Annotated in this window: 21 protein-coding genes; 8 read left to right on the forward strand and 13 right to left on the reverse strand. The window is 76.6% G+C overall.

Annotation, left to right across the window (positions count from 1 at the left end):
* Nucleotides 1–26 precede the first annotated feature (26 nt).
* Nucleotides 27–593: a TetR/AcrR family transcriptional regulator gene (locus tag IE219_RS19900; protein ID WP_189979653.1), complete on the reverse strand. Its 567-nt coding sequence runs from the start codon at nt 591–593 to the stop codon at nt 27–29.
* Between the two features lie 198 nt (nt 594–791).
* On the opposite strand from IE219_RS19900, the gene IE219_RS19905 reads away from it, so the two are divergent.
* Nucleotides 792–1,805 (forward strand): zinc-binding dehydrogenase, encoded by a 1,014-nt coding sequence (locus IE219_RS19905; protein ID WP_189979324.1) that lies wholly within the window; start codon nt 792–794, stop codon nt 1,803–1,805.
* Between the two features lie 72 nt (nt 1,806–1,877).
* Here IE219_RS19905 and IE219_RS32295 read toward each other — a convergent pair whose 3' ends face one another.
* The 3 genes from IE219_RS32295 to IE219_RS19920 form a co-directional block, all read right to left on the reverse strand.
* Complete coding sequence (locus tag IE219_RS32295; RefSeq protein WP_189979325.1) at nt 1,878–4,223, reverse strand: FtsX-like permease family protein; 2,346 nt, start codon at nt 4,221–4,223, stop codon at nt 1,878–1,880.
* 114 nt (nt 4,224–4,337) lie between these two features.
* The gene (locus tag IE219_RS19915) at nt 4,338–5,108 is read right to left on the reverse strand and encodes an ABC transporter ATP-binding protein (RefSeq protein WP_189979326.1); all 771 of its coding nucleotides are present in this window, start codon (nt 5,106–5,108) and stop codon (nt 4,338–4,340) included.
* Nucleotides 5,105–5,611, reverse strand: coding sequence for a PadR family transcriptional regulator (locus IE219_RS19920; RefSeq protein ID WP_189979327.1), 507 nt, complete (start codon nt 5,609–5,611; stop codon nt 5,105–5,107). Before IE219_RS19920 ends, IE219_RS19915 begins: the two co-directional genes overlap by 4 nt.
* Nucleotides 5,612–5,778: 167 nt before the next feature.
* On the opposite strand from IE219_RS19920, the gene IE219_RS19925 reads away from it, so the two are divergent.
* The 4 genes from IE219_RS19925 (at nt 5,779) to IE219_RS19940 (ending at nt 10,724) form a co-directional block, all read left to right on the forward strand.
* Nucleotides 5,779–7,056 (forward strand): ABC transporter substrate-binding protein, encoded by a 1,278-nt coding sequence (locus tag IE219_RS19925; protein ID WP_189979328.1) that lies wholly within the window; start codon nt 5,779–5,781, stop codon nt 7,054–7,056.
* A 132-nt stretch (nt 7,057–7,188) separates the two neighbouring features.
* Complete coding sequence (locus tag IE219_RS19930) at nt 7,189–8,535, forward strand: ABC transporter substrate-binding protein (RefSeq protein ID WP_189979329.1); 1,347 nt, start codon at nt 7,189–7,191, stop codon at nt 8,533–8,535.
* Nucleotides 8,536–8,547: 12 nt separating this feature from the next.
* Nucleotides 8,548–9,879 carry a carbohydrate ABC transporter permease gene (locus IE219_RS19935; protein ID WP_189979330.1) on the forward strand — a complete coding sequence of 444 codons (1,332 nt, stop codon included), beginning with the start codon at nt 8,548–8,550 and terminating at the stop codon, nt 9,877–9,879.
* Nucleotides 9,876–10,724 carry a carbohydrate ABC transporter permease gene (locus IE219_RS19940; RefSeq protein ID WP_189979331.1) on the forward strand — a complete coding sequence of 283 codons (849 nt, stop codon included), beginning with the start codon at nt 9,876–9,878 and terminating at the stop codon, nt 10,722–10,724. The genes IE219_RS19935 and IE219_RS19940 overlap by 4 nt, the downstream gene beginning before the upstream one ends.
* 61 nt (nt 10,725–10,785) lie before the next feature.
* On the opposite strand, the gene IE219_RS19945 is transcribed toward IE219_RS19940, so the two are convergent.
* The gene (locus IE219_RS19945) at nt 10,786–12,309 is read right to left on the reverse strand and encodes a glycosyl hydrolase family 18 protein (protein WP_189979333.1); all 1,524 of its coding nucleotides are present in this window, start codon (nt 12,307–12,309) and stop codon (nt 10,786–10,788) included.
* Nucleotides 12,310–12,629: 320 nt separating this feature from the next.
* Here IE219_RS19945 and IE219_RS19950 point away from each other — a divergent pair, with 320 nt between their 5' ends.
* Nucleotides 12,630–13,157 carry an NUDIX hydrolase family protein gene (locus IE219_RS19950; protein WP_189979655.1) on the forward strand — a complete coding sequence of 176 codons (528 nt, stop codon included), beginning with the start codon at nt 12,630–12,632 and terminating at the stop codon, nt 13,155–13,157.
* Between the two features lie 52 nt (nt 13,158–13,209).
* On the opposite strand, the gene IE219_RS19955 is transcribed toward IE219_RS19950, so the two are convergent.
* Entirely contained in the window at nt 13,210–13,965 is a 756-nt protein-coding gene (locus IE219_RS19955; protein WP_189979336.1) for a D-Ala-D-Ala carboxypeptidase family metallohydrolase, read from the reverse strand.
* Between the two features lie 276 nt (nt 13,966–14,241).
* Here IE219_RS19955 and IE219_RS19960 point away from each other — a divergent pair, with 276 nt between their 5' ends.
* On the forward strand, nt 14,242–16,293 hold the full coding sequence (locus IE219_RS19960) for a SpoIIE family protein phosphatase (RefSeq protein ID WP_189979338.1): 2,052 nt from the start codon (nt 14,242–14,244) through the stop codon (nt 16,291–16,293).
* 28 nt (nt 16,294–16,321) lie between these two features.
* Here IE219_RS19960 and IE219_RS19965 read toward each other — a convergent pair whose 3' ends face one another.
* The 4 genes from IE219_RS19965 to IE219_RS19980 form a co-directional block, all read right to left on the reverse strand.
* Nucleotides 16,322–18,394 carry an MMPL family transporter gene (locus IE219_RS19965; RefSeq protein ID WP_189979341.1) on the reverse strand — a complete coding sequence of 691 codons (2,073 nt, stop codon included), beginning with the start codon at nt 18,392–18,394 and terminating at the stop codon, nt 16,322–16,324.
* A 190-nt stretch (nt 18,395–18,584) separates the two neighbouring features.
* Nucleotides 18,585–19,100, reverse strand: coding sequence for a MarR family winged helix-turn-helix transcriptional regulator (locus tag IE219_RS19970; protein WP_189979342.1), 516 nt, complete (start codon nt 19,098–19,100; stop codon nt 18,585–18,587).
* A 65-nt stretch (nt 19,101–19,165) separates the two neighbouring features.
* The gene (locus tag IE219_RS19975) at nt 19,166–20,260 is read right to left on the reverse strand and encodes a baeRF3 domain-containing protein (RefSeq protein WP_189979344.1); all 1,095 of its coding nucleotides are present in this window, start codon (nt 20,258–20,260) and stop codon (nt 19,166–19,168) included.
* 87 nt (nt 20,261–20,347) lie between these two features.
* On the reverse strand, nt 20,348–20,836 hold the full coding sequence (locus IE219_RS19980) for a DUF1269 domain-containing protein (RefSeq protein WP_189979346.1): 489 nt from the start codon (nt 20,834–20,836) through the stop codon (nt 20,348–20,350).
* 163 nt (nt 20,837–20,999) lie between these two features.
* On the opposite strand from IE219_RS19980, the gene IE219_RS19985 reads away from it, so the two are divergent.
* On the forward strand, nt 21,000–21,971 hold the full coding sequence (locus IE219_RS19985; RefSeq protein WP_189979348.1) for a B12-binding domain-containing protein: 972 nt from the start codon (nt 21,000–21,002) through the stop codon (nt 21,969–21,971).
* Between the two features lie 15 nt (nt 21,972–21,986).
* On the opposite strand, the gene IE219_RS19990 is transcribed toward IE219_RS19985, so the two are convergent.
* From IE219_RS19990 to IE219_RS32300, 3 genes are all read right to left on the reverse strand, one after another.
* A complete protein-coding gene (locus tag IE219_RS19990; RefSeq protein ID WP_189979350.1) occupies nt 21,987–22,637 on the reverse strand; it encodes an alpha/beta hydrolase in 651 nt (216 codons plus the stop codon).
* Between the two features lie 149 nt (nt 22,638–22,786).
* Entirely contained in the window at nt 22,787–24,199 is a 1,413-nt protein-coding gene (locus IE219_RS19995; RefSeq protein WP_229849881.1) for a cryptochrome/photolyase family protein, read from the reverse strand.
* Between the two features lie 128 nt (nt 24,200–24,327).
* Nucleotides 24,328–26,082 carry a CAP domain-containing protein gene (locus IE219_RS32300; RefSeq protein ID WP_189979353.1) on the reverse strand — a complete coding sequence of 585 codons (1,755 nt, stop codon included), beginning with the start codon at nt 26,080–26,082 and terminating at the stop codon, nt 24,328–24,330.
* Nucleotides 26,083–26,213: the final 131 nt, after the last annotated feature.

A 26,213-nucleotide genomic window follows, 5' to 3' on the forward strand; every position in this document is an offset into this window, starting at 1 on the left:
AGGGCCCGTCCGTCCGCCGCGGGCGGTCACTCCGGTGCGGGAGTCTCCGGGGCCGGTCGGTCCCGGGGGAGCGCACCGCCGAGGACGAGGTCGACGAGGTGGGACGCGTACGCCTCGCCGAGGGGGGCGCCGCTGATCAGGGCGCGGGTGAAGAGGGGGCCCGCGAGGGCCTCGACGACGAGGGCGGGGTCCGTGTCCGGGGCCAGTTCGCCGCGTTCGACGCCCCGGCGGACCATGACGGCGCCGCGTTCGAGGCGCTCGGTCCAGTAGGGGAGGCGGCGGTCCGGCAGGGTCTCGTCGCGCTCGGCGCTGAGCCGGAGCAGGGCCTCGCCCTGGGCGGTGGCGAGCAGCCGGGCCAGGGCGGCGAAGTAGGCGGCGAGGTCGTCGCGCACCCGCCCGGTGTCGGGGACCGGCAGGGCCGCGTCGGCCTGTTCGGACAGCGCGTCGAGGATCAGGTTCTCGCGGGTCCGCCAGCGGCGGTAGAGCGAGGTCTCGTGGACGCCCGCGGCGCGGGCGACGGCGCCGACGGTGGTGCCGGCGAGTCCGTGCTCGGCGAGGACGCCGACGGTGGCGGCGAGGACGGCGGCGCGCATCCGCTCGCCCCGGCGGCGCAGGGGCGGCGCGGGCTCGCCCGGGGCGGCGGGGGGTGGGGCGGGGACCATGGACCCAGGCTAACGCAAGGCGCCTTGCTTTACATCCGGGACGGACGTATCTTTCATCGCAAGGCGACTTGCGTTACGGGCCGGGGGTACGGAGCCCGGAGGTCGCCGCCGTGTCAAGGAGGTCACGTCATGGAGCAGATGCTCGCCGCCCGGCTGCACGTCCCCAGCCGCACCCTGCGGATCGAGGAGGTCCCCCGGCCCGTCCCCGGTCCCGGCCAGGTCCTGGTGAAGGTGGAGGCCGCCGGCGTCTGCCTGTCGGACGTCCACCTGATCGACGGCACCCTCACCCCGCTGCTGCTCTCCGGCGACACCGTCACCCTGGGCCACGAGGTCTCCGGCACCATCGCGGAGACCGGTCCCGGCACCACCCGCTGGACCCCGGGGCAGCGGGTGGTGCTGTACGCGGGCGAGGTCCGCGACGGCGTCACGTACACGCGCGGCGTGGACTACGACGGCGGCTGGGCCGAGTACGCGCTCTCCGCCGAGGACGCCCTCATCGCGCTGCCCGACTCCGTCCCCTTCGACCAGGGCGCGATCATCCCGGACGCGGTCTCCACCCCGTGGGGCGCGATCACCGTCACCGGCGCGGTGCGGCCCGCCGAGGCGGTCGGCGTCTGGGGCGCCGGAGGGCTCGGCGTCCACGCGGTGCAGCTGCTGCGGGCCGTCGGCGCCTGCCCCGTCGTCGCGGTCGACCCCCACCCGATCGCCCGCGAGCGCGCCCTCGCCCAGGGCGCCGACCTGGCGCTCGACCCCGCCGACCCGGCGCTGCGCGAGCGGATCGGACAGGTCACGGGCGGGGCCGGGCTCGCCGCCGCCTTCGACTTCGCCGGGGTCCCGGCCGTCCGCGAGCAGGCGCTGTCGGTCCTCGCGCCCAAGGGCCGGCTGGTCCTCGTGGGCCTCACCGACCAGCCCCTCACCGTCGCCGACGGCACCCGCTTCAGCTACCTCCAGCAGCGGATCCTCGGCCACTACGGCTCCGACATGCCGGTCGCGCTGCCCCAGCTGCTCGCCCTGCTCCGGGGCGGCCGGCTGGACTTCTCGGCCTCGATCAGCGGCGAACTCCCGCTGTCCCGGGCCGCCGAGGCGGTGGAGCGGCTGGAGAACAAGACCGGCGACCCCATCCGTCTGATCCTCCGCCCCTGACCGGCCCCGGGCACCCCGCCCGGCCCCGGCCACGGCCCCGACCGCCCCGCGCGGCCGGGGCCGTACCCCTTCCTAGAGCGTCTCGCCCGGGGAGGCGGTGGGGCGGCGGCGGGCCGTCCGGACCGCCGGAGGCAGCGCCGACAGGGCGCCCGCCGCCGTCGCCGCGGCGACCAGGGCGGCCAGGACCGCCGGGCCGGGCAGCCGGGCCACCCCCGCGCCGATGCCCGTCGCCGCCGCCTCCGCGTCGACGATCAGGTGGCCGAGGGCCGCACCCGCCGCCGTGCCCAGGGCGGCCGCCGCCAGGGCGGTGAGCGCGGCGGCGGTGACGACGACCCCGCCGGCCTGGCGGGGGGTCAGGCCGACGGCCCGCAGCGCGAGGAGGTCCCGGAGCCGGTCCCGGGTACCGGTGCCGACGAGGGCGAGCAGGTCCACCAGCCCGATCAGGGCGAGGACGGCGACGAGCGCGGCGAGGACGCCCCGGGGCGCGTCCGGCCCGTCCGCCGGGTCGGCGGACGGGCGGACCTCGGCCCCGTCCCGGGTGGCGGCCGCGACGCCCGCGGCGACCTCCCCCGGGTCGGCGCCGGGCCGCAGCACCAGGGCGTGGAAGCCGGGGCGCAGCTCCGGGGCGCCGTCGCGGAGGGTGTCGAGGGTGGTGGAGACGACCCGGCCGCCGTGGTCGGGTTCGACGCTGCGGCCGACCACGTGCAGGATCTGCGGCCGTCCCTCGACCGTGAGCCGCACCCACTCCCCCACCCGGGCGCCGAGCAGGTCCAGGAAGCCCTGGCCCGCGACGGCCTCGTCGGGCCCGGCGGGGGCGCGGCCCTCGACGACGGTGTGGGGGTAGGGGTCGGCGGCGGTGCCGAGCCCGCGCAGGGTGAGGGTGCCGTTCTGGCCGGGGACGAGGGCGGCCAGTTCCGCGCCGGGGACGGCGTCGGCGACGCCGGGCACCGCCTCCAGGGTCCGTTCGAGGGCGGCGTCGGACGTCTGCCGCAGGTTCTCGGCCCGTACGGTGAGGGCGGCGGCCCGGCCCATCCGGGCGGGGTCGGTGTGGAACTGGCCCAGGGTCGACCAGCCGGTGAGCGCCACCGTCATCAGGGCGACGGGCAGCGCCAGCCGGAGCGTCGCGCCGAGGGCGCGGGCCCGGCCGGGGGCGGTGAAGGCGAAGCGCCGGCCGAGGACCAGGACCGGGGCGAGCCCGGGGCCGAGCGCGCGGCGGGCGGCCGCGGAGAGCGGGCGGGCGGCGGGGAGCGCCGACCGGGCCGCCGGGACCGGCGGCACCCGGCCGGCCCGCCAGGCGGCGAGCGCGGTGGCGGCGCCGATGAGGAGGACGGCGGCGGCGGGCAGGCCGAGGACGGCGGCCCGGTGGCCGGGCATGCGCGGCCAGAGGGCGACGGCGGCGCCGACCCGGCCGGGGATCAGCGGCCCGCAGGCGAGGGTGGCGGCGGTGCCGAGGCCCGCCCCGGCGGCGGCGAGCCCGAGGTGGCGCAGGAGGTAGCCGCGGACGACCTGGCCGGGGGTGAAGCCGATGGCCTTGAGGACGGCGATGTCGCCTGCCTGGCCCCGGACGCGGGCCCGTACGGCGCCGGCGGCGGCGAGGGCCGCGGCGAGGAGGGCGGCCAGTCCGAAGGCGGCGAAGAGGCGGCCGAGGAGCCGGTCGTCGCCGCCGAAGTCGGCCTTGGCCTGCTGCCACTTGGTGACCTGGTCGACGCGGCCGGCGCCGAGCAGGGTGACGGCGCGCTGGACGACGTAGTCGGTGTCGTCGGGGTCCTTCAGGCGCAGGCCCAGGGCGTGGCCGGTGGGGGTGCCGGGGGCGGCGGCGAGGAGCCGGTCGAGGGCGGCGGCCGGGACCCAGCCGACGCCGCCGCCCCGGCCGGGCCGGTAGCGGGGTTCGGCGGTCTCGGCGATCCCGGCGACGCGCAGGGCGCGGCCGGCGGGGCCGCCGCGCCCGGGGAGGGTGACCGTGACGGTCTCGCCGGGGTCGGCCCACAGGGCGGTGGCGAGGGACCGCTCCAGGACGATCGCGTCGTCGTCCTCGCCCGGCCAGCGGCCGGCGGTGAGCAGGGGGCGGGCGGTGCCGGGCGGGCGGGGTCCGGCGGCGCGCAGGACGGTGCCGGCGCGGGCGCCGCCGGACTCCAGGGTGGCGGCGGCCGTCCGGAAGGGTCCGGAGACGGCGGCGACCTCGTCGAGGGAGGTGAGCGGGGCGAGGGCGGCGGGGTCGGGGCCGCCGTGGTCCTGGAGCCAGATGTGGGCGCCCCGGGACTCGTTGAAGACGCGCTGCCAGGGGCTGACGGCGTAGCCGAGGAGGGCGGCGGAGAGCAGCAGGGAGGCGATGACGCCGGCGGTGGCGAGCACCGCGAAGAGGGCTTCGCCCCGGTGGGTGCGGAGGTCGGAGTGGACCCACCGCCATGTCGCCCGCACCTCGCCGCCTCCTCGCGCTCCCGCGCCGTCCGTGTGCCGCCCGTCCGTGTGCCGCCCGCCCTGGAACGCCGGGCCCGGCGGCCCGACCGGCCCGCCGGGCCCGGCCGTTGCGGTTCAGTCGTCCAGTCGCAGGACCCCGGTCACCCCCGGCCGGGTGGGGGCGGGGCCGCCGAGGGTGGTGTCGTCGGCGATCCGGCCGTCGAAGAAGCTGATGACCCGGTCGGCGGCGCTCGCCGTCCGGGCGTCGTGGGTGACCATCAGGATGGTCTGGCCCCGGGCGTGGAAGCGGCCGAGGAGGCGCAGCACGTCGCGGGCGCCCCGGCTGTCGAGGCTGCCCGCGGGTTCGTCGGCGAGGAGCAGGGCGGGCCGGTTGACGAGGGCGCGGGCGAGGGCGACGCGCTGCTGCTCGCCGCCGGAGAGGGCGCCGGGGAGGGCGTTCTCCCGCCCGGTGAGGCCGAGTTCGGCGAGGAGTCCGGTCCGGGCCGCGCGGGCGGCGCGGGGTCCCGCGCCCGCGAGGAGGGCGGGGAGTTCGACGTTGTCGGCGACGGTGAGGTGGGAGACCAGGTTGAAGAACTGGAAGACGACGCCGATGCCCCGGCGGCGCAGGACGGCCCAGCGGGCCTCGTCGTGGCCGTCGGCGCGCTCCCCGGCGATCCACAGCCGTCCCGAGTCGGGCCGCTCCAGGCCGCCGACGAGGTGGAGGAGGGTGGACTTGCCCGCGCCGGAGGGGCCGGTGACGGCGACGAACTCGCCCTCCCGGACGGTCAGGTCGACGCCCCGGACGGCGTGGACGGGGGCGCGGTCGCCGTGGTGGGTCTTGGTGAGTCCCTCGGCGTGCACGATCGCGCCCGGCGGGGGTCCCGTACCGGTGCCCGGGTCGGTCATTCGAGCTCCTCCTGACAGCGCTCCAGCCAGTCGAGGTCCGCCTGGAGGTGCAGCATGGCGCCCTCGATGAGGAGTTGGGCGATCTTGTTGCCCCGGTCCTCGGCGGCGGCGAGGCGGGAGAGGCCGCGCATGGTGTTGAGGTGCTGCCGCCGCTGCCGGTTGATCAGGGCGATCGGGTCGGCGAGTCCGGAGAGCGGGGCGAGGGCGAGTTTCATGAAGAACTCGTCGCGCACCCGGGGCTCGTCGGTGGTGTCCTCGAACCACGCGGCGACGGCCTCCCGTCCGGCGTCCGTGAGCCGGTAGGTCCGTTTGTTGGGGCGGCCCGTCTGCTCGACGTCCTCGCCCTCGATCAGTCCGCTCTTCTCCAGCCGGCCGAGCGTCACGTAGACCTGCCCGACGTTGGGCTGAGGGTAGGCGGAGCCGAGGAGTTGTTCAAGGCCCTGCTTGAGCTCGTAGCCGTGGGCGGGGCCCCGGGTGAGGAGTGCCAGCAGCTGCTGCCGCACGCGCTCCCCCTTCTTCCGTGTCGTGCGCCGTTCCCGGCCGGGTGGTGGCGGTCCGGGGGCCGGTGGACCGGCGGGAGCCGGGTCCGCCGGACCAGTATCACCGATGCGCCCGGGGCGGGATCTGTCACGATGGAGCGTCGTGCCGGGACCACGTCCGGGAGGGACCGATGGGGTGGGTGCGGGCCGTGCGGAGGGGCGCGCTGGCGGTGGCGGTCGTGCTGGCCGGGTGCGTCGGGGCGGTGGCGGGTCCGGGCGGGCCGCCGGCCGGGGGGCGGGGTCCGCTGACCTTCGTCACGGCCGGGGACCTCACGGACTATCTGGCGCCGCTGGTGGCGGAGTGGAACGCGCGGCGTCCGGCGGAGCCGGTGGCGCTGGTGGAGCTGCCGGACTCGGCGGACGAGACGCGCGCCCAGATGCTCTCCGAGCTGCGGTCCGGGAGCCGCCGGTTCGACGTGCTGAACATCGACGTGGCGTGGACGCCGGAGTTCGCGGCGGCGGGGCTGATCGCGCCGCTGGAGCGGGACCGGTTCGACCTGGGGGCGTTCCTGCCGCCGGTGGTGGACACGGCGGTCTTCCGGGGGCGGCTGTACGCGGTGCCGTACGTGACCAACGCCGGGCTGCTGTACTACCGCGCGGACGTGCTGGAGGCGGCGGGCGAGCGGCCGCCGCGCACCTGGGCGGAGCTGGCCCGGCTGGCCCGGACGCTGGCGCCAAAGCACGGGATGGACGGCTACGCGGGGCAGTTCCTGCCGTACGAGGGGCTGACGGTGAACGTGACGGAGGCGATCCGGTCGGCGGGCGGCGCGCCGGGCGAGGGCGTCGACGAGGCGGCGGCGCGGGCCGCCTTCGCGTTCCTCGCGCGGGGGGTGCGGGAGGGCTGGATACCGGCCGCGGCGCTGCGGTTCACGGAGGAGGAGTCGCGGGCGGCCTTCGAGGAGGGGCGGCTGCTGTTCCTGCGGAACTGGCCGTACGTGTACGCCGACGCGGCCCGGCCCGGGTCGGAGGTGGCGGGCCGGTTCGCGGTGGCGCCGCTGCCGGGGGCCGACGGGCCGGGCCGGAGCGTGCTCGGCGGGTCGAACCTGGCGGTGTCGGCCCGGTCGCGGCATCCGGCGACGGCCGCCGACTTCCTCGCGTACCTGACGAGCGAGCCGGTGCAGCGGCGGGTGCTGACGCGGGGTTCGCTGCCGCCGGTGCGGGCCTCGCTGTACGCCGATCCGGAGCTGGTGGCGGCCCATCCGTACCTGCCGATCCTGCGGGAGAGCGTGCTGGCGGCGGTGCCCCGGCCGAGGAGCGCGCGGTACGAGCAGGTGAGTCTGGCGGTGCAGGCGGTGGCGCAGGACGTGCTGGCGCTGCGGACCACGCCGGAGGAGGGGGCGCGGCGGCTGGTGCGCGAGCTGGCGGCGGTCGATGACTCCCTCCCTTCCCGCTCGCTGCTTTCCCGTTAGGTAGAAGGACTCCCCTTCCTTCACTCTGTTTGCCCAACACATGGCGCTGGCATGCCAGTTGTGTCCGCGTCGTTGACATGACTTCGTCACCGCTACTTAACATGTAGGCATCGGAACGAAGGAAGGACGACCATGCGACGAGCCTCCCTCAGGACCCTGCGCACCACCGGCGCCGCCGGTGCGGTGCTCGCCCTCGCCCTCACCGCCGGCGCCTGCGGCGGCGACCCCGCCCCCGCCCCCGGTTCCGGCGGCGGTTCCGGCGAGCTGGCGGGCACGACCGTCACCGTCGCCGGGGTGTGGACCGGCAGCGAGCAGAAGAACTTCAAGAAGGTCCTCGACGCCTTCGGCGCGAAGACCGGGGCGAAGACCGTCTTCGTCCCCTCCGGCGACAACGTCTCCACCTTCGTCGGCAGCAAGATCGAGGGCGGCAACGCCCCCGACGTGGTCCTGGTCCCCCAGGTCGGCGTCCTGAAGCAGTTCGCCGAGGCCGGCTGGCTCACGCCGCTCTCCGAGAAGACCTCCGCCACCGCCGCCGGGAACCTGGCACCGGTCTGGCAGACCTACGGCACGGTCTCCGGCACCTACTACGGCCTCTACTTCAAGGCCGCCCACAAGTCGACCGTCTGGTACGACCCCGAGGCCCTCTCCCAGGCGGGCGTCGCCGAGCCGAAGAGCTGGGACGAGCTGCTGGCCGCCGGCCGCACCGTCGCCGACTCCGGGCGGCCCGCCTTCGCCGTCGCCGGGGAGGACGGCTGGACGCTCACCGACTGGTTCGAGAACGTCTACCTGTCGCAGGCGGGACCGGAGAAGTACGACCGGCTCGCCCGGCACGAGCTGAAGTGGACCGACCCCAGCGTCGTCGCCGCGCTCACCACCCTCGCCGAGGTGTTCGAGGACAAGCGGCTGGTGGCCGGCGGCGCCGCCGAGGCGCTGCGCACCGACTTCCCCGGCTCCGTCGAGAAGGTCTTCGGCCCCGAGCCGAAGGCCGCCATGGTCTACGAGGGCGACTTCGTCGGCGGCGTCGCCCGCGACGAGTACGGCCGCAAGCCCGGCGAGGACGCGAAGTTCTTCGCCTTCCCGCCCGTCGGCGGCGGGAAGGCGCCGGTGGTCAGCGGCGGCGACGCGGCCGTGGTCCTCAAGGACGCGAAGAACGCCGAGGCCGGCATGCGGCTCCTGGAGTTCCTCGCCACCCCGGAGGCCGCCGCCGTGTGGGCCGGGGCGGGCGGCTTCCTCTCCCCCAACAAGGACGTGAAGCCGGAGGCGTACGCGGACGACACCGCGCGCGCCACCGCCGCCTCGCTCGTCGCGGCGGGCGACTCGGTCCGCTTCGACATGTCCGACCAGGCGCCCGCGGCCTTCGGCGGCACCAAGGGGGCCGGCGAGTGGAAGCTGCTCCAGGACTTCCTGCGCGACCCCTCCGACCCGGCGCGAACGGCGGCGGAACTGGAGAAGGCCGCGGCCAAGGCGTACGGGAACTGAGGCCGGACCGCCATGGCCCAGCGGACGACGACGCGCCCCGGGGCGGACCCCCGGCGGCGCGCCCTGCGCCACAGACGGCTCCTCGGCGCCGCCTTCGCCCTCCCCGCACTGCTGCTCCTCGGCGCCCTGGTCGCCTACCCGGTCGTCTTCTCGGTGGTCCGCAGCCTCTTCGACGCGAGCGGGGACCGCTTCGTCGGCGCGGACAACTACGTGGAGATGGCCCGCGACCCGGCGACGCTCACGGCGCTGCGCAACAGCGCCGTCTGGGTGGTCGTCGCCCCGGTCCTGCTCACCGGGCTCGGCCTGCTCCTGGCCGTGCTGACCGAGCGGGTGCGCTGGGCGACCGCCTTCAAGCTCGTGCTGTTCCTGCCGATGGCGGTGTCCTTCCTCGCGGCGGGCATCGTCTTCCGGCTGGCGTACGAGCAGGACCCCGACCGGGGCGTCCTCAACGCGGTGGTGGTCGGCGTGCACGACGTCTTCGTCGAGCCGGCGCCCTATCCGACCGCGCGCGCCCGGGAGGGCCTCGGCCTCACCGGCAGCCAGGCCGACGGCTACACCAGCGGGGAGCTGCGGCCCGGCGCGGTCGCCGTGCTGCCCTTCGTGGGCGTCGCGCCCGGCGCTGTACCGGCGGCGGCCGGACCGGCGCGGGCCCCCGACGCGGTGCCCGGCGCGCTGACCGGGACCGTGTACCTGGACTTCACGCCGGGCGCCGGTGGCCGGCCGGGGCGGGTGGACCCGGCGGAGAAGGGGCTGCCCGGCGTGACCGTCGAGGCGGTCAGGGACGGGGCGGCGGTGGCCTCCGCGCGGACCGCCGCCGACGGCTCCTTCCGGCTCGACGGCCTGACGGAGGGGACGTACCGGCTGCGCGTGCCGGCCGCCGTCTTCGCCGCCGGGTACGGCGGGGTGGACTGGCTCGGCCCGGCCCTGATCACCCCGGCGGTGATCGGCGCCTACCTGTGGGTGTGGACCGGCTTCTCGATGGTGCTCATCGGGGCCGGGCTCGCCGCCCTCCCCCGCGACGTGCTGGAGGCGGCCCGGGTGGACGGCGCCAGTGAGCGGCAGGTCTTCCGCCGGATCACGGTGCCGCTGCTCGCCCCGGTCCTCACGGTGGTCTTCGTGACCCTGGTCATCAACGTGATGAAGGTCTTCGACCTGGTGTACGTGATCGCGCCGGGCCCGGTGCAGGAGGAGGCGAACGTGCTGGCGACCCGGATGTGGCTGGTCTCCTTCGGCGGCGGGAACGACCAGGGGCTGGGCAGCGCCCTCAGCGTGCTGCTGCTCCTGCTCGTGGTCCCGGCGATGGTCCTCAACATCCGGCGCTTCCGGAAGGGGGGCGACTCATGAGCCGGCGCGCCGGCGGCGTCCGGTGGCTCGGGAGCGCGGCGGTGCAGGGGCTGCTGCTGGTGGTGGCGCTGGTCTGGCTGACCCCGCTGGCCGGGCTGCTGCTCTCCTCGCTGCGCTCGGAGCGGGACAACGCCTCGGACGGCTGGTGGACCGCCTTCGCCGACCCCGCGCAGCTGTCCCTCGACAACTACCGGGTCCTGCTGGAGGATTCCGGCCTCGTCCAGGCGTTCTGGAACACCGTCCTGATCTCGGTGCCCGCCACCGTGCTCGTCGTCGGGGTGTCGGCGCTCGCCGGATACGCCTTCGCCTGGCTGGACTTCCCCGGCCGGGACGGGCTGTTCCTGGTGGTCGTCGGGCTCCTGGTGGTACCGGTGCAGATCGGGCTGCTGCCGGTGGCGAAGCTGTTCGGCGCGGTCGGCCTCTTCGGGACGGTCGCCGGGGTGGTCCTCTTCCACGTGGCGTACGGACTGCCGTTCGGCGTCTTCCTGCTGCGGAACTTCTTCGCGGAGATCCCCCGGGAGATGCTGGAGGCGGCGCGGCTGGACGGCGGGAGCGAGGCGCGGATCTTCCTGCGGCTGGTGCTGCCGCTGGGGCGGCCCGCGCTGGCCAGTCTGGCGATCTTCCAGTTCCTGTGGGTGTGGAACGACATGCTGGTGGCGCTGCTCTTCGCGGACGGCGGGTCGCAGCCGCTGACGGTGGCGCTCCAGTCGCAGATGCGGCAGTTCGGCAGCAACATCGGGGTCCTGGCCCCGGGGGCGTTCCTGTCGCTGATCGTGCCGCTGGTGGTGTTCTTCGCCTTCCAGAAGCACTTCGTGCGCGGGGTGATGGCGGGCTCGGTCAAGTAGCGACGGCGGTCGCCCCCGCCCTCGGGGAGGGCGGGGGCGACCGGTGGTGGCGGAGCGGTCGTCAGCAGGCGCCGAGGTCCTGCCAGACGCCCCACTGGCCGGTGGTGCCGGGCTCCTCGCCCAGCGTCCACCACTTGGCCTTCCAGTGGTGGCCCTGGTGCGAGACGGTCTGGCCGCCGGTGTAGGTGGTGGTCTTGGCCCACGGGGCGGCGGTGCACTGGCTGCCGTTGCCGCCGGTGATCGTCAGGGTGTAGGTCGCGGTGTGCGCGGCGGACGGACCGGCCGCGGTGACCGTGATCGGGTAGGTGCCCGAGACCGCCGACGCGCTGGTGGTCAGGGTCAGGGTGGCGGAGCCGCCGGCGGTGACCGAGGCGGGGCTGAAGCTCGCGGTGACGCCGGCGGGGAGGCCGGCGGCGCTGAGGGAGACCGACTGGGCGGCACCGGCGGTGACGGCGGTGCTGACGGTCGCGGTGGCGGCGGAGCCGGCCGTCACGGTGCCGGCGGCGGGGGCGGCGGCGACGGAGAAGTCGTCGGCGGGCGCGGTGGTGCCGCCGGTGAAGGGCGCGAAGATGTGGCTGAAGTCCCAGGTGTTCTGGGCGATGCCGGAGCAGTTGTCGGCGGCGGCGCCGCCGGGGCAGCCGCCGTTGTCACGCTGGAGCGCCCAGAAGGAGAGGGTGTTGATGCCCTTGGAGACGGCCCAGTCGTAGACGGTGCGGGCGTTGGCGAGGGTGAAGGTCTCGGCGGGGCCGAAGTCGTCGACGCCGATCATCTCGGTGATGCCGACCATGCCCCACAGCTGGGCGGGGGTCTTGGCCGGGTAGAGCTTGGCGAGCTGGTTGTAGAGGCCCTGGCCGGCGGTCTGGGTGTCCTTGGCCATGTCGTGGGCGGCGTTGTCGTAGTAGTCGAAGGTCATCATGTTGACGACGTCGACCCGGGCGCCGTTGCTCACCGCGTTCTTGAGGAGCGCGAGACCGCTGGCCGCGAGGCCGTTGGGGGTGGTCGGCAGGGTGTACGAGATCTCCAGGGTGCGGCCGGAGGCGGCGGCGCGGTCCTGGAGGACCTTGATGGCCTTGTTGCGGCGGTCGACGCCGGCGCTGTTGTCGAGGGCGTCGACCTCGATGTCCATGTCGAGGCGCGTCACGTCGTAGGTCGTGAGGACCTTCTCGTACGCGTCGGCGATCTGGTTGACGTCGGTGCAGCTGTCGGCGATCTCGGTGCCGGTGGTGTCGGCGGTGTAGCCGCCGAAGGAGGGGATGACGTCCCCGCCGCGCGCCTGCATCGTCTTGATGTCGGCGCCGAAGACGGCGGAGGAGATCGGCATGCCCGTGTCGCCGTTCCAGTACGGCGTGCAGGAGCCCTTGGTGGCGGTCTGGAGGAACGCCATCGTCAGGTGCTTGGCGCCGGACTGGGCGGAGAGGGCGGCGGGGCTCTCGCCGGTCCACGCCTCGAAGTACGGGGCGAAGACCCGGTTCGGCAGCGGCGTCGCGGCCTGGGCGGAGCCGCCGCCGAGGGCGGTCAGTCCGGCCGCGGCCACGACGGTGGTGACGGCGGCGAGGATCGCCCGGAGGGGGCGCGTGCTTCTCATATCGGTCGTCCCAAGGGTGTGAGGGGTGGGCGGTGGGCCCCCGCCGGGTGGGAGGCCGACGGGGTGCCGGGTACTGGATAGGCGGCGGCGCGAAGGCGGGTCAAGCATCCCGACGAAGACTGGACTAGACCTGTTCGGCCGGTCCGCACGCGTTTCCCCTGCCCACCCGGAGCCCACTTGGACTAGACCAATTCCCGGGATTTTTACCGCTCTTGACCCGGCCGCGGAACCCTCTCGCCCCACCCGTCCCACCCGACAGGCGGATGCCGGAATCGCGACCGGGAGGCCCCCGGGGTAAGTATGATCAGGCGATGTCTGACATGACTGAGACCACGCCCGGCTGGATGACCTCGGACGAGCTGGAGACGGCCCGCGCCCGGATGCCGATCCTCTACGTCGACGCGGTGCCGGTCCGGGTGGACGACAGCGGTGAGGTCACGAGCATCGGACTGCTGCTCCGCATCGGCGCCGACGGCACGATCAACCGCACGCTCGTCTCCGGACGCGTGATGCACCACGAGCGCGTCCGGGACGCCCTGCTGCGGCACCTGGAGAAGGACCTCGGACCGGTCGCGCTCCCCCGGGTGCCCGCCGCGCTCCAGCCGTTCACCGTCGCGGAGTACTTCCCGACGGCCGGCATCACCCCGTTCCACGACCCCCGCCAGCACGCGGTGTCGCTCGCCTACATCGTGCCGGTCAGCGGCGACTGCCGCCCCCGGCAGGACGCGCTCGACCTCGTCTGGTTCACCCCCCACGAGGCGGCCTCCGCCGCCGTCCAGGGCGAGATGCCCGGCGGCCACGGCGTGCTCCTGAAGCAGGCCCTGGCCCACGTGGGCGTCACCTACTGAGCCGGGCGCGGCCCCGGACCCGGCGGGACCGGGCCCGGGGCCGCGCGCGGGCTCAGACGCCGCAGCCGGAGGCGGACCAGTAGCGGCTGGGCCGGTGGTCGACGTGGGCGTGGTCGGAGTGGCCGGGGTAGCCCGGGCCGAGGATGCCGTTGAAGCCGTGGTTGCGGGCCTGCTTCACGAACGCGCACAGACTGTTCGGGCCCGCGCCGAGGTCGGCCGCGTCGCCGTACAGGTGCCGGCTGTTCGAGGCGCCGCCGACCGCCGCGTTGCAGGAGGTACTGCGGAAGCCGCTGGTGACCCGGATCGGCTGGTCGCCCAGGGCGTGCCGGAGCGCCTCCAGCTTCCACATGGTGCGCAGGGCGTTGGACTTCGCCGTGGCCGCGCTCACCGCGCCGCCGGCCCAGGTGCCGTTGCAGGTGTTCAGCTCGGCGTAGGTGAAGTGGACCGGTGTGCAGTCGTCGTCCTGGAGGGCGTAGATCTTGCTGAAGGTCGCCGGTCCGGCGACGCCGTCGGCGGCCAGGCCGTAGGCGGACTGGAAGCGCTTGACGGCGGCGGCGGTCGCGGGCCCGTACGAGCCGTCGACCGCGAGCACGCCGCCGTAGCCGGGGTAGCCGGCGACACGGATCTGGAGCTGGGTCACATCGGCGCCGGTCGCCCCCTGGGAGAGGGTGCGCGACCAGGTGTAGCAGCCGTCGGCGCGGGCCTCACCGGCCCCGGCCACGACGCCGGCGAGGCCGGAGACCAGCAGGACGAGGGCGAGCAGCAGCCTGGAGAGGGCGGAACCGGGGGCGCGGGCGTGCAGGAGCATCGGGCGGACCTCCACCTCGGGTGAACGGCATGCGGGACACCGCACAGGGGTGTCATGCATCTGTCATCTAACGCCTTTCGGAGGAAGGGTGGCCCGCCGGGTCGACGCGCGTCAACCACGCCGGAACCGGACCGTACGGCGGCACGGGCGGCCCCGGCGGCGGGCCGGGAACCGTCCGCGCGGTGATGATGAAGGCGTGATGAGCGCGACGGGAGCGGATACGAGGGGCGCGGCGGAGCCCGTACGGACCCCGCCCCCACCTCCGGCGGCCCCCCGATGACCGGCACCCACGCCGACGCGGCCGCCCCGGACCCGCCCGGCCGTGCCCCGGGCGCGGGCCGGCCGGCGAGCCCGGGGCGGCTGGTGGATCCGGGGGCGTTCGACGGGGCCGTCGCCGCCGTGGCGGTGCTCGCCGGGCCCGAGGACCGGCTGGTGTACACGAACTCCGCCTTCACCCGGCTCTTCGGCGTCCGGCCGATCGGCCGGCCCGCCCGGGCCGCCTTCCCCGACCCGGACGCGCACCGCTTCCTCGCCGTCGTCGACTCCGTCCGGGCCACCGGGCGGGCCCGGCAGGTCGTCGGCGAGCGGCGGACCGACCCGGGGTCCACCGGCCAGGCCCGGCACTTCGTCTACTCGTGCAGCCCGGTCACCACCGCCGAGGGCCCCGGCATCCTCGTGGTCGCCATGGACACCACGGCCGAGACCCGGGCGTTCCAGCGGTACGAGGCGCTGGTGTCGGCGATCTCGCAGATGGTGTGGGTGCTGCGGGACGACGGCGCGATGGAGGAGATCGTCCCCGGCTGGGAGCGGCTGACCGGCGCGCCCTGGCTGCCGCGCGCCGACAAGGAGTGGTACGACCGCATCCACCCGCGCGACCGGGAGAAGCTGGGCGCGGCGTGGCGGCGGGCCCTGGGCGGCGGGCCGCCCGACGTCTTCGAGAGCGTCTTCCGGGTGCGGGCGGCGGACGGCTCGTACCGGCACGTCTCGACCCGCTCCGTGCCGGTGCTGCGGGACGACCGGGTCGCCGAGTGGGTGGTGGCGACGGCCGACGTGGAGGACGCCTGGGGCAGCCAGCTGCGCGAGCGGCTGCTCGCCCAGGTGGCGGCGGTGTCGGGGGCGAGCCTGCACGAGGCGTTCGCCGAGGTGGTGAAGGTGGTGGTGCCGGAGCTGACCGACGCCTGCCTGGTCCTGCTGCTGTCGCACGACGAATGGCCGCCGCCGCAGCACGCGGAGGTCACCGCCCGCCGGATCGCGTCGGCGACGCGGCCGGGGCTGCCCGCCCCGCCCGCGCTGCGCGGGCAGCGGGTGACGGTGACCCCGGTGGTGCGGGAGGTGCTGGACCGCCGGGCGCCGGTCACCTTCCGGCTGGAGCCCGGCGCGCCCGTGCCGCCCGGCCTGGTGCCGACGGTGAGCGAGCGGTGGCTGCGGGTCTCGGGGGCGACCAGCCTCACCCTGATCCCGCTGATCGTGGACGACCGGGTGCTGGGGTACGCCGCCACCAGCTCCAACGGCGACACGCCGGTGCCGGGACCGGCCGAGACCGAGCTGCTGCGGGAGGTGCTGCACCACGCGCAGCGGCCGATCCGGAAGGTGCTCGACCTCCAGCAGGCGCGGCTGACCGCGCTCGGGCTCCAGCGGGCCCACCTGACCGAGCCGCCGCCGGTGGCGGGCGGCCGGCTGGCCGCCCGCTACCAGCCGGCCAGCTCCAGCGGGGAGATCGGCGGGGACTGGTACGACGCCTTCACGCTGCCGGACGGCACGCTGGCGCTCGACATCGGGGACGTGGCCGGGCACGACCTGACGGCGGCGACGGCGATGGGGCAGATGCGGAGCATGATGCGGGCGCTGGCCTACGCGGCGGGGGCGGCCCCGCCGGACTCGGTGCTGGGCCGGCTGGACCAGGTGGCGGCCGGTCTGGACACGGCCGCGCTGGCGACCGCGCTGCACACGACGCTGCGGCGGCGCCCGGACGGCACGTGGCTGCTGGCCTGGTCGAGCGCCGGGCATCCGCCGCCGCTGGTCGTCCCGGCGCGCGGCGACGCCTTCTTCCTGCCGGGGGCGGCGGACCCGCCGCTCTGCGTGGCCGCCGCCCTGCCCCGGACGACCCACACCCGGCTGCTGCGCCCCGGCGACACCCTGCTGCTGTACACCGACGGCCTGATCGAGACGCCGGCGGCGCCGATCGACGAGGGGCAGCGCCGGCTGGCGCACGAGGCGATGCTCTGCCGCCGCCGGGAGCTGCCGGACTTCCTGCGCATCCTCCAGGGGCTCTCGGACCACCGGGACGACACGGCGATGCTGGCGTTCCGGGTGGACGGCGGACCGTGACGGGCCGCCGCCCACCCGGGGGGGCGGGTCAGGGGCGGCGGCGCAGCGCCCCGGGCCACCAGACGACCGCTCCGAGGTCGCGGACGAGGGCCGGGACGAGGAGGGAGCGGACGACGAGCGTGTCGAGCAGGACGCCGAAGGCGACGATGAAGGCGATCTGCACGAGGAACGCGAGGGGGATGACGCCGAGGGCGGCGAAGGTGGCGGCGAGGACGACGCCGGCGGAGGTGATGACGCCGCCGGTGGCGACGAGGCCGCGCCGGATGCCCTCGCGGGTGCCGTGCAGCGCGGTCTCCTCGCGGACCCGGGACATCAGGAAGATGTTGTAGTCGACGCCGAGGGCGACGAGGAAGACGAAGCCGTAGAGGGGCACGGCGGGGTCGGTGCCGGTGAAGCCGAGCAGGTGCTCGAAGACGAGGGCGGCGACGCCGAGGGTGGCGGCGAAGTTGAGGGCGACGGTGGCCACCAGGAGCAGCGGCAGCAGCAGCGAGCGGAGCAGTCCGACGAGGATCAGGAGGATGACCGCGAGGACGACGGGGACGATGAGGGCGCGGTCCCGTTCGGCGGTGAGGCGGGTGTCGTACTGCTGGGCGGTGGTGCCGCCGACGAGGGCGTCCGCGCCGGGCACGGCGTGCAGGGCGGTGCGCAGCCGGGCGACGGTCTCCTTGGCGGCGTCGCTGTCGGCGGGGTCGTCGAGGGTGACGTCGACGCGGACCCGGCCGTCCGCGACGAGGGGGCGGGCGGGGCCGGGCGGCGGGGTGGTGGCGACGGCGGCGGAGGCGACGCCGTCGACGCCCTCGGCGGTGGTCCTCACCCGGTCGGCGGAGGCGGCGGAGGCGAGGACGACGGCCGGGTTTCCGGCGCCGCCGGGGAAGTGGGCGGCGAGGCGCTGCTGGGCGGCGACGGAGGGGGCGTCCTTGACGAAGATCTCGTCGAAGGGGACGCCCTTGGAGTCGAGGGTGAGGGCGAAGGCGGAGCAGGCGAGGAGGGCGACCAGGGAGCCGGCCCAGAGGCGGCGCGGGGAGCGGTCGACGAAGCCGGCGATCCGGTGCCAGAGCGGGTGGGCGTCGGCGGCCTTGGGGCGGGCGGGCCAGTAGGCGGCGCGGCCCAGGAGGACGAGGACGGCGGGCAGGAAGGTGAGGGTGCTGAGGACGGCGCAGGCGATGCCGATGGCGCCGACGGGGCCGAGGGCGCGGTTGTTGGTGAGGTCGCTGAGGAGGAGGGCGAGGAGGCCGAGGGCGACGGTGGCGGCGCTGGCGGCGATCGGCCCGGCGGACTGGCGCAGGGCGGCGCGCATGGCGGCGGTGCGGTCGGCCCCGTCCCGGGCGCCGAGCTCCTCCCGGTAGCGGGCGGCGAGGAGGAGGGCGTAGTCGGTGGCGGCGCCGATGACGAGGATGGAGAGGATGCCCTGGACCTGGCCGTCGACGCGGACGACGTCGTGGTCGGCGAGGACGTAGACGACGGCGCAGGCGAGGGCGAGGGAGAAGACCGCGCCCAGGATGATCACCAGGGGGAGCAGGACGCTGCGGTAGACCAGCAGCAGGATGACCAGGACGGTGGCGAGGGCCACGCCGAGGAGGAGGCCGTCGATGCCGGCGAAGGCGTCGGAGAGGTCGGCGCGGCTGGCGGCGGGGCCGCCGATCCAGGTCTCGGTGCCGGGCACGGCCGCGGCGGCCTTCTCGATCCGGTCCAGGGTGTCGGGGAGCGCGTCGCCGAGGTCGGGGCGGAGCGGGACGACGGCGCGCAGGGCCTCGCCGTCCTCGGAAGGCAGGGCGGGGGACGGCGCGCCGACGACGCCGGGGGTGCCGTCGAGGGCGGCGAGGGCGCGGGTGGCGGCGCCCGCGGCGGCCTGGTCGAGGGGCCGTCCGCCGGGGGAGGTCCAGACGACGATCGCGGGGAGGGACTCCTCCTGGCGGAAGGCCGCCTGGGCCTCCAGGACGCGGGTGGACTCGGCGCTGCGGGGCAGGAAGGCGGCCTGGTCGTTGGTGGCGACCTCCCCGAGGCGGCCCGCGTAGGGGCCGAGGGCGCCGCCGACGACGAGCCAGACGGCCACCAGTAGCAGGGGCAGCAGTCGGCGGGTCCAGGGCGGGGCTGCGGGCATGGGGTGGCTCCCGGGAAGGTGGGTGGGCTCGGCGTGTCGCACGCTCCCCCAATATCTCGATCCAAAAGAATCTCAATGATTGAGAGATGTTGCGGCACATTGAAGCACGAGGACCGGAGCGCCTCGCACACCCCCTTCCACCGGAGGGCGGCACGCGGATGCACCCGCGCCCGCACGAACGGGCGGCGGGTCAGCGGCGGGGCACCCGCAGGTCGGCCAGCTCGGTGTTGAGGGCCTCCAGGAAGCGCAGCACCGTGGCGAGTTCGTCGTCGTCGAAGCGGGCGCGGGCCTTCTCGGTCGCCTCGGCCAGCGGCCGGAAGTGGTCGCGGGCGACGGCCATCGCCCCTGCGGCGTACTCGACGTGCACCACCCGGCGGTCCGCGCTCTCCCGGGTGCGCCGGATGTGCCCGGCCTTCTCCAGCCGGTCGAGGCAGGCGGTGACCGCGCCCGAGGTCAGCCCCAGGTGGGTGCGGAGCAGACCCGGGGTGACCGGGCCGTCGTGGTCCAGGACGAACGACAGGGCCTGCACGTCGGTGGGGTGCAGCCGCTGGTCGGCGGCGAAGCCGTGCACCACCCGGTTGACCTCGCCGAGGGTGCGGCGCAGCGCCACGGCGAACCGCTGGAGCCCGACGTCGTCCCCGCCCGCCGCCGCTCCGGCGGCGCCGGGCGCCTCCCGCTGTTCCTGCTGCTCCTGTGCACCGGCCATCCGGGCAGCCTATACAGCGGCGCCGGGCGCGGGCCGCGCCCGGCGCTCCGCCGCGCGGGCGGCCGTCAGTAGCGCAGCACCGCCGCGACGTGCCCCTCCCCCGCGAGGGCGCCGCCGGGGACGAACCGCACCTCGGCGCCGGTGTCCAGGGCCCGTTCCACGATCTCGTCGACCATGTCGTCCCGGGCGCCCGGGTCGTCGGGCCCGGCCGGCTCCAGGTGGCCGCCCTCCTCGCGGACGACCGTCCGGTAGTCGTCCTCGACGGCGACCAGCCGGGCCCGGCCCTCCTGGGCCGCGCGCCACACCTCGTCGATGCCGCCGGCGAACTCGCGCCGGCCCCGGGCCGCGTCGAGTTCGGCGGAGAGCGCGGAGACCGCGGCGGCGGCGCGCTCGGCGCGGGCCGGTTCGACGGCGTCGTGGACGGCGGCGGCCGGCCCGTCGGCGAGGCCGCCGTGCGGGACCCGCACGGTCTCGGGGGCGAGCGGGCCCAGCTCCTCCAGGAGCGCGAGGGCGGGCGCGGAGCCGAGCACGTACAGCGGGCGGGGGTCGGAGGCGAGGACGGCCCGCAGCTTCTCGTGGGCGTCGCGCAGGAACTGCCGGGCGGCCTCGTCCTGCCAGGTGCTGGGGAGGTCGCCGATCCGCTCCTTGCGCTCGGCGTCGGGGTCCTCCAGGTCGCGGGTGAGCGGGAAGCCCTCCCGGGTGGACTCGACGGTCCGCTCCGGGTCGCCGCTCCACAGCGAGACCCGGTCGGCGGCGACGGCCAGCGCCCAGGAGGGCTGCTCGGCGGCGTGCGCGGCGACCAGGTTGCGGGTGAGGAAGGTGTCCGAGAGGACCACCCGCTCGGGAACCGTGCGGGGCAGCGACCACACCTGGTGCTCGCCCTGGGCCGCGTAGATCACCAGGCCGTCCTCGGCGTGCGCGAGGTCGGTCTCGGCGGCGGCGCGGCCGAGCTGGTCGAGGATGTCGAGCCGCCGTTCGCGCGGCACGTCGGGGTCGCCGGTGAGGGCCTTCTCCGCCTCGGCCAGGAGGTTGCGCAGGCGCACCGGGTCCTGGGCGTTGTCGGGTTCGCGCCGGTGCGTCGGCATCACCAGAGAGACGGCCGGGTACGGCCGGGGCCGGCGCAGCTTCGCGAGGGTCTCACCGCTGAGCACGGGATCCATGGGACTGCCTTCCTGTCGGCCGGGCGGGCTCGCCCGGAAGAGGGGGCCGGGGTCTCGGCCGGGGTCTTCCCCCGGCCCCGGGTCGTCTCAGTCGGGGCCGGCGAGCCGCTCGGCGAGGTCCTTCTCGTCCTCGTCGCTGAGCGAGGTCTTCAGGACGGTGCCGCCGTGCCGCTGCATCGCCGCGGTGAACTTGTCCTCGGTGAGCTTCCCGGCCATCAGCACGACGGCGGCGGAGCCGGGGCGCAGCAGGTCGCCGACCTGCTCCCGGAAGCGGTCGTCGATCCCGGACTGACTGAGCCGCCCGACGAGTCCGCCGAGCGCGGCCCCGGTCAGGGCGCCGACGGCCGGGACGAGGAAGAGGATGCCGAAGATGGTGCCCCACAGGGCGCCGGTGGCGGCGGTGACGCCGACGACCCGGTTGGAGGTGTCGACGTGGGTGCGGCCCTCCTCGTCGACGGAGACGACCGCCAGGCCGTTGAGCCGGACGATCTGGTCCCGCTGGAGGTCCTGCACCGTGGCGAGGGCCGCCTCGGCCCCGGCACGGTCCCCGTAACCGATCACGATGAGCTCGGACAAGACCGCCTCCTCGAACCGCGCGCCGGGCGGGGGAGCGTGTCCTCACGACCGCGCGGGGGCATCGTCGCACGCCCTCTCACCGCCGATCCTGTCCCGATATGACCGTTTCCGCGAATCGGTCGCCCCGCACCGCCCGCACACCGCCGCGCCGTAGGGTGGCCCCGTGACCGAAGGAGCCGGCGGGGCCGGCATCACCACCGGCGCCCTCGCCCGGCGCCTGGGCGTCTCCCCCACCACCGTGCGCTCCTGGGACCGGCGGTACGGCATCGGGCCCGCCGTCCGGGCCGACGGCCGGCACCGCCGCTGGGCGCCCCGGGACGTCGCCGTCCTGGAGGAGATGTGCCGGCTGACGGCCGCCGGGGTGCCGCCCGCCGAGGCCGCCCGGACGGCCCTCGGCGCGCCCCCGGAGCCCACCGCGCCCCCGGAGCCCCCGGAGCCGGTGCGCGCGCCGCCGCCGACCGGGGAGGTGCGGGCCGGGCACCGGGGGCTGGCGCGGGCCGCCGTCCGGCTCGACGGGCCCGCCCTGGAGGCGCTGCTCTCCGAGGCGGTGGCGGAGCACGGGCCGGTGACCGCCTGGGAGGAGCTCATGATGCCCGCGCTGCACGCCGTGGGCCGCACCTGGGAGTCCTCCGGCGACCGGTACGTGGAGGTCGAGCACCTGCTGTCCTGGCACGTGTCGACCGCGCTGCGGCGGGCCGCCGTGACGGGGCGCGTCCGGCACCCGGGGGCGGGTCCCGTACTGCTGGCCTGTGCCCCGGCGGAGCAGCACACCCTGCCGCTGGAGGCGCTCGCCGCCGGACTGGCCGAACGGGGCCTGCCGGTGCGGATGTTCGGCGCCGCCGTGCCGGCCGAGGCGCTGGACGCCGCCGTGCGCAGGACCGGTCCGGCCGCCGTGGCGCTGTGGGCGCAGGCCCGCTCCACCGCCGACCACGCGCTCGCCCGGCACGTCGCCTCGACCGGCTTCGGCCTGCGGGGCGCCAGGACCGCGCCGCTGGTGCTGCTCGCCGGGCCCGGCTGGGCGGGCCGGACCCCCGCCCCGGGCACGGTCCGCCCGACGGGGCTGCGGGAGGCGCTGGACCTGCTCTCCCGGCGGTACGGGGACGAGGACGGGGCCACCGCCCGCGCGGGGGCCTGAGCACCGGACGGGCCGTCAGGGCCGGGGCCGTACCAGGGTCTCCAGGGCGAGGACGGCGGTGCGCCGGTGCCACAGCGCGGCGCCGCGCAGCATGGTGTGGCCGCCGGAGGGCATGGGGATGCCGGTCGCGTCCGCGCCCGCCTCGCGGGCCCGGCAGACGAACGCCCAGGACTCCCGGGCGGCCGTGATCCGGTCCGTCTCGTCGTGGAGCAGGTAGAGCCGCCGTCCGGCGAGGTGGGCGACGGGCTCGTCGGGCGGGCACCAGGGCGCGAGGGCCACCACACCCCGGACGGCCGGGTCCCCGGCGGCGGCGAGCGCCGCCCGGCCGCCCATGGAATGGCCGACCAGTACCACCGGGACGGCGCCGAAGCGGGCCCGCAGCCGGGCCAGCGCCTCCTCGGCGTCCCGGGCGGGGTCGGCCCGCTCGCCGTTCCAGCCCCGGTGCCGGTAGCGGGCCTCGGCGACGAGCACGGAGCGGCCGCGCGCGGCCCGCCGGACGGCCTGCGCGAAGGGCCGCATCCGCAGCGCGGGCAGGTTCAGCAGCGGCGGTGCCTCCAGGCCGTCCTCGCGGCCGCCGTGCAGCAGGAGCACGGCGCCGGCCGGCGCCTCGGTCCCGGACCGCAGCAGCAGCGTCCGGGCGGCGGCGGACCGGGGTCCTGCGGACATAGAAGAACGCCTCCTGCCGACGGGGGTCGATGGGCCCCGAAGTCTGCCACGCCGCACGGCCGCTGGGCCCCGCCGGGTCCCCGCCGCTCCGCCGTGCCCCGTTCCCGCACCGTTCCCGCACCGGCCGGGTGCCGGAGGGGCCGGGCGGGTCAGGCGGCGTCGTGCGCCGCGCGGAAGCGGGCGAGGCCGTCGGCGAGGGGGACCAGCGGGTCCGGGTAGTCGTACGCGGCCCGGTCGAGCCCGGTGAGCCGCCACGGCTCGTGGACGGCGGGGGCGGCGAGCCCGGCCAGTTCGGGGAGCCAGCGGCGCGCGTACGCCCCGTCGGGGTCGTACCTCTGGGCCTGCCGGACGGGGTTGAGGACCCGGTTCGGGCGGGTGTCCGTGCCGGTGCCGGCGACCCACTGCCAGTTGAGCTGGTTGTTGGCCACGTCGCCGTCGGCCAGCAGGTCCAGGAAGTGCCGGGCCCCGTCGCGCCAGTCCAGCAGGAGCGTCTTGGTGAGGAAGGAGGCGGTGACGAGCCGGGCCCGGTTGTGCATCCACCCCTCGTGGGCGAGCTGCCGCATGCCCGCGTCGACCAGCGGATAGCCGGTCCGGCCCGCGCGCCAGGCCCGCAGGTCCCGCTCCGCCTCCCGGCCGCTGCGCCACACCCCCCGGCCGGGCCGGTAGTCGGCGCGGGCCGCGTCGGGGCGGGCGGCGAGGACCTGCTGGTGGAAGTCGCGCCAGCACAGCTGGCGGACGAACGCCTCGGCGCCCGCGCCGCCGCGCGCCCGGGCCCGGTGCACGGCCTCCACCGGGGAGAGCGCCCCGAAGTGGAGGTACGGGGAGAGCCGGGAGGTGCCGTGGCCCGCCCGGTCGTCGAGCACGTCGTGGCGCTCCTCGTAGGCGTCGAGGGACCGGGACAGCCAGGACCGCAGCCGCCGCCGCGCCTCCGTCTCGCCGCCGGCGGCCAGTCCCGCCGACACCCCGGGCACGCCGGCCCGCGACGGCAGCGGGTCGGAGCGCGGCTCCGGCGGGACCCGCAGGGCGCGCGGGGCGGCCAGCGGGGTCCGCGCGGGCCGGTCGGCCCAGCGGCGGAAGTACGGGGTGAAGACGGCGTAGTGGCCGGACCCCTGCGGCGCCACCTCGCCGGGCGGCACGACGGACCCGACGCCGTCGTGCGCGTACAGCCGGCGGCCGTCCGCCTCCAGGGCCCGGCGCAGCCGCAGCTCGCGGGCGCGGGCGAAGGCGGTGGGCCCGGCCGAGACGTGCACCTCGTCCGCGCCGGTCTGCCGGGCGATCCGGCACACCTCGGCCACCGTGTCCCCGCTCCGCATGACGAGCCGGCCGCCGCGCTCCCGCAGCGAGCGGTCGAGGTCGGCCAGGCAGTCGGCGAGGAAGGCGAGCCGGTTGGGCGCGGCGAACCCGGCCCGGTCGACGGCCGGGTCCCGCACGAACAGCGGGACGACGGCGTCGGCGGAGTCGTGGGCCGCGCGCAGCGGCGGGTGGTCGTGCACCCGGAGGTCGGCGGTGAAGAGGACGACGGCGATGCGCGGGAAGGCCGGGGAGGGGGCGGTGTCGGTCACGGTGGCGGTTCGCTTCCGGGCGGGAGGAGGGGCGGCGTGCGCGGGGCCGCGTACCGCCCCGCACACCCCTTCCTTCCGCCGGACCCGGCCGTCCGGATGCGGCGCCGCGTCTTCGTGCCCCGTCCGGGTCAGCGGGCGCCGAAGACCTGCGTCCAGTAGGGGCCGCCGTCCTTCTGGACGCCGACGCCGATCTCCTTGAAGGAGCAGTTGAGGATGTTCTCGCGGTGGCCCTGGCTGTTCATCCAGCCCTCCATGACCTGCTCGGGGGTGGTCTGGCCCCTGGCGATGTTCTCGCCGTAGGTGGTCCAGGGGTACCCGGCGGCCGTGACCCGCTCCCCCGGGCCGTCGCCGTCCGGGTCGGTGTGGTCGAAGAAGTCCCGGGCGGCCATGTCGTCGGAGTGGCCCTGGGCGGCGCGGGTGAGGGTGGCGTTGGCGGTGAGCGGGCCGCAGCCCGCCTTGGCGCGTTCGGCGTTGACGAGGGCGATCACCTGGTCCGCCGCCGAGCTGTCGCCGGTGGCGCGCCGGCTGCCGGTGCCCGCGCCGGTGCCCTTGGACGGCGCCTCGGCGGTGCGGGTGGGCCGGGGGGCGGCGGTGGGGGCGGCGGTCTTCTTCGGCGCGGGGGCGGGAGACGCGGTGGTGGGCGCGGGGGTGGGGGTCGCCGTGGTGGGCGAGGGCTTGGCTGCCTTGCCGGCCTTCGCGCCCGGCGCGGACGCCGGGGCGGTGGGCGGCGCGGAGGCGGTGGCGGGGCCGCCGGTACGGCCGTCCGGGGAGTGGCTGAGCGGGAGGTCGGGGGCGGCGGGGACGGCGGCCCCGTTCGCCTCCAGGAGCTCCTCCTCGCCGCGTCCGGGCTGGAGCGCGAAGACGCCGCCGGTCACCGCGACCACGGCGATGCCGGCCGCGACGGCGGCGCGCCGCTTGCTCCGGTCCCGCTCCTGGCGGCGGCGCCGGAGGTCGGCCCGGTTGCCGCGCCGCCCGCCGCCCCGCACGGCGACCGGCTCGACACCCGCCCCGACCGCTTCGGGCCCCCCGAGGTCGTAGGCGTCCCCGAGGTCGTACGCATCCCCGGGGCCGTACGCGTCGGACGCTTGCTCCCGTACGGCTCCGGCGGCGGGGTACGGGGCGTGCGCCTGCTCCTGTACGGCTTCGGCGACGGGGTACGGGGCGTGGACCGGCTCCCGTACGGCTCCGGCGACGGGATACAGGGGGTGCGCCTGCTCCTGTACGGCTCCGGCGGTCGGGTACGGGGCGGCGTGAGGGGCCGCGGGGGCGAAGCCGGGGGCGGGCGCGTGGACGCCCGTGGCGCAGGGGCCGCAGGCGGTGGTGTGCGCGGCGAGGTGGTCGCGCCAGGCCGGGGCGGGGCGGCCGTCCCAGCCGCCGGTGAGCGCGTGCAGCCCGGGGCAGCGCCGGGGGTGGGCGAGCGCGCCGGCCACCGACCGGGCGGCGGCGAGCCGGTCGCGGGCGGTCCCGACGGCCAGGGCGGTGTCCTCGGGCGACCAGCGCAGCGCGGCGGCCGTCTCGTACCGCAGGAGCCGGCCCTCCTCCTCCAGTGCGCCGAGGGCGGCCAGCAGCGCGTCCTGGACGTCGAGCCAGCCGGCGGCCGCGCCGGGGTCGGCGGCGGCGCGGCCGAGGGCCGCGTCGACGGCGAGGGCGACGAGCCAGGGGCGGAAGGACTCCGGGGAGGGGAGCGTGTGGAGCGAGGCGTGCGCGCGGCGCAGGGTGTCGGCCGTGGCCGCGTCGGCGGCGCGGCCGACAAGAACGCGCTGGAGGAGGCCCTGGACGAGCGGCCGGTGGGCGGCGAGGAGCCGGTCGCACGCCCAGGGGTCGCCGTACTGGGCCGCTCGTATCCACTCCGCGGTCTGGTCGGTGTCCGTGGTCCGCTGCATGCTGTCCGTCCTCGTTCTCGCCCGTTGTCCCGTCGCCGGAACTCCTTGCGCCTGGGAGAGCCTCCGCCGGGGACGGGGATAACGCAAAGGGGAAACCCGGAATCAGTGACGTGGCTCACACTCCCTGGTTC

This window comes from Streptomyces termitum, from assembly GCF_014650175.1.
GTDB lineage: Bacteria > Actinomycetota > Actinomycetes > Streptomycetales > Streptomycetaceae > Streptomyces > Streptomyces termitum.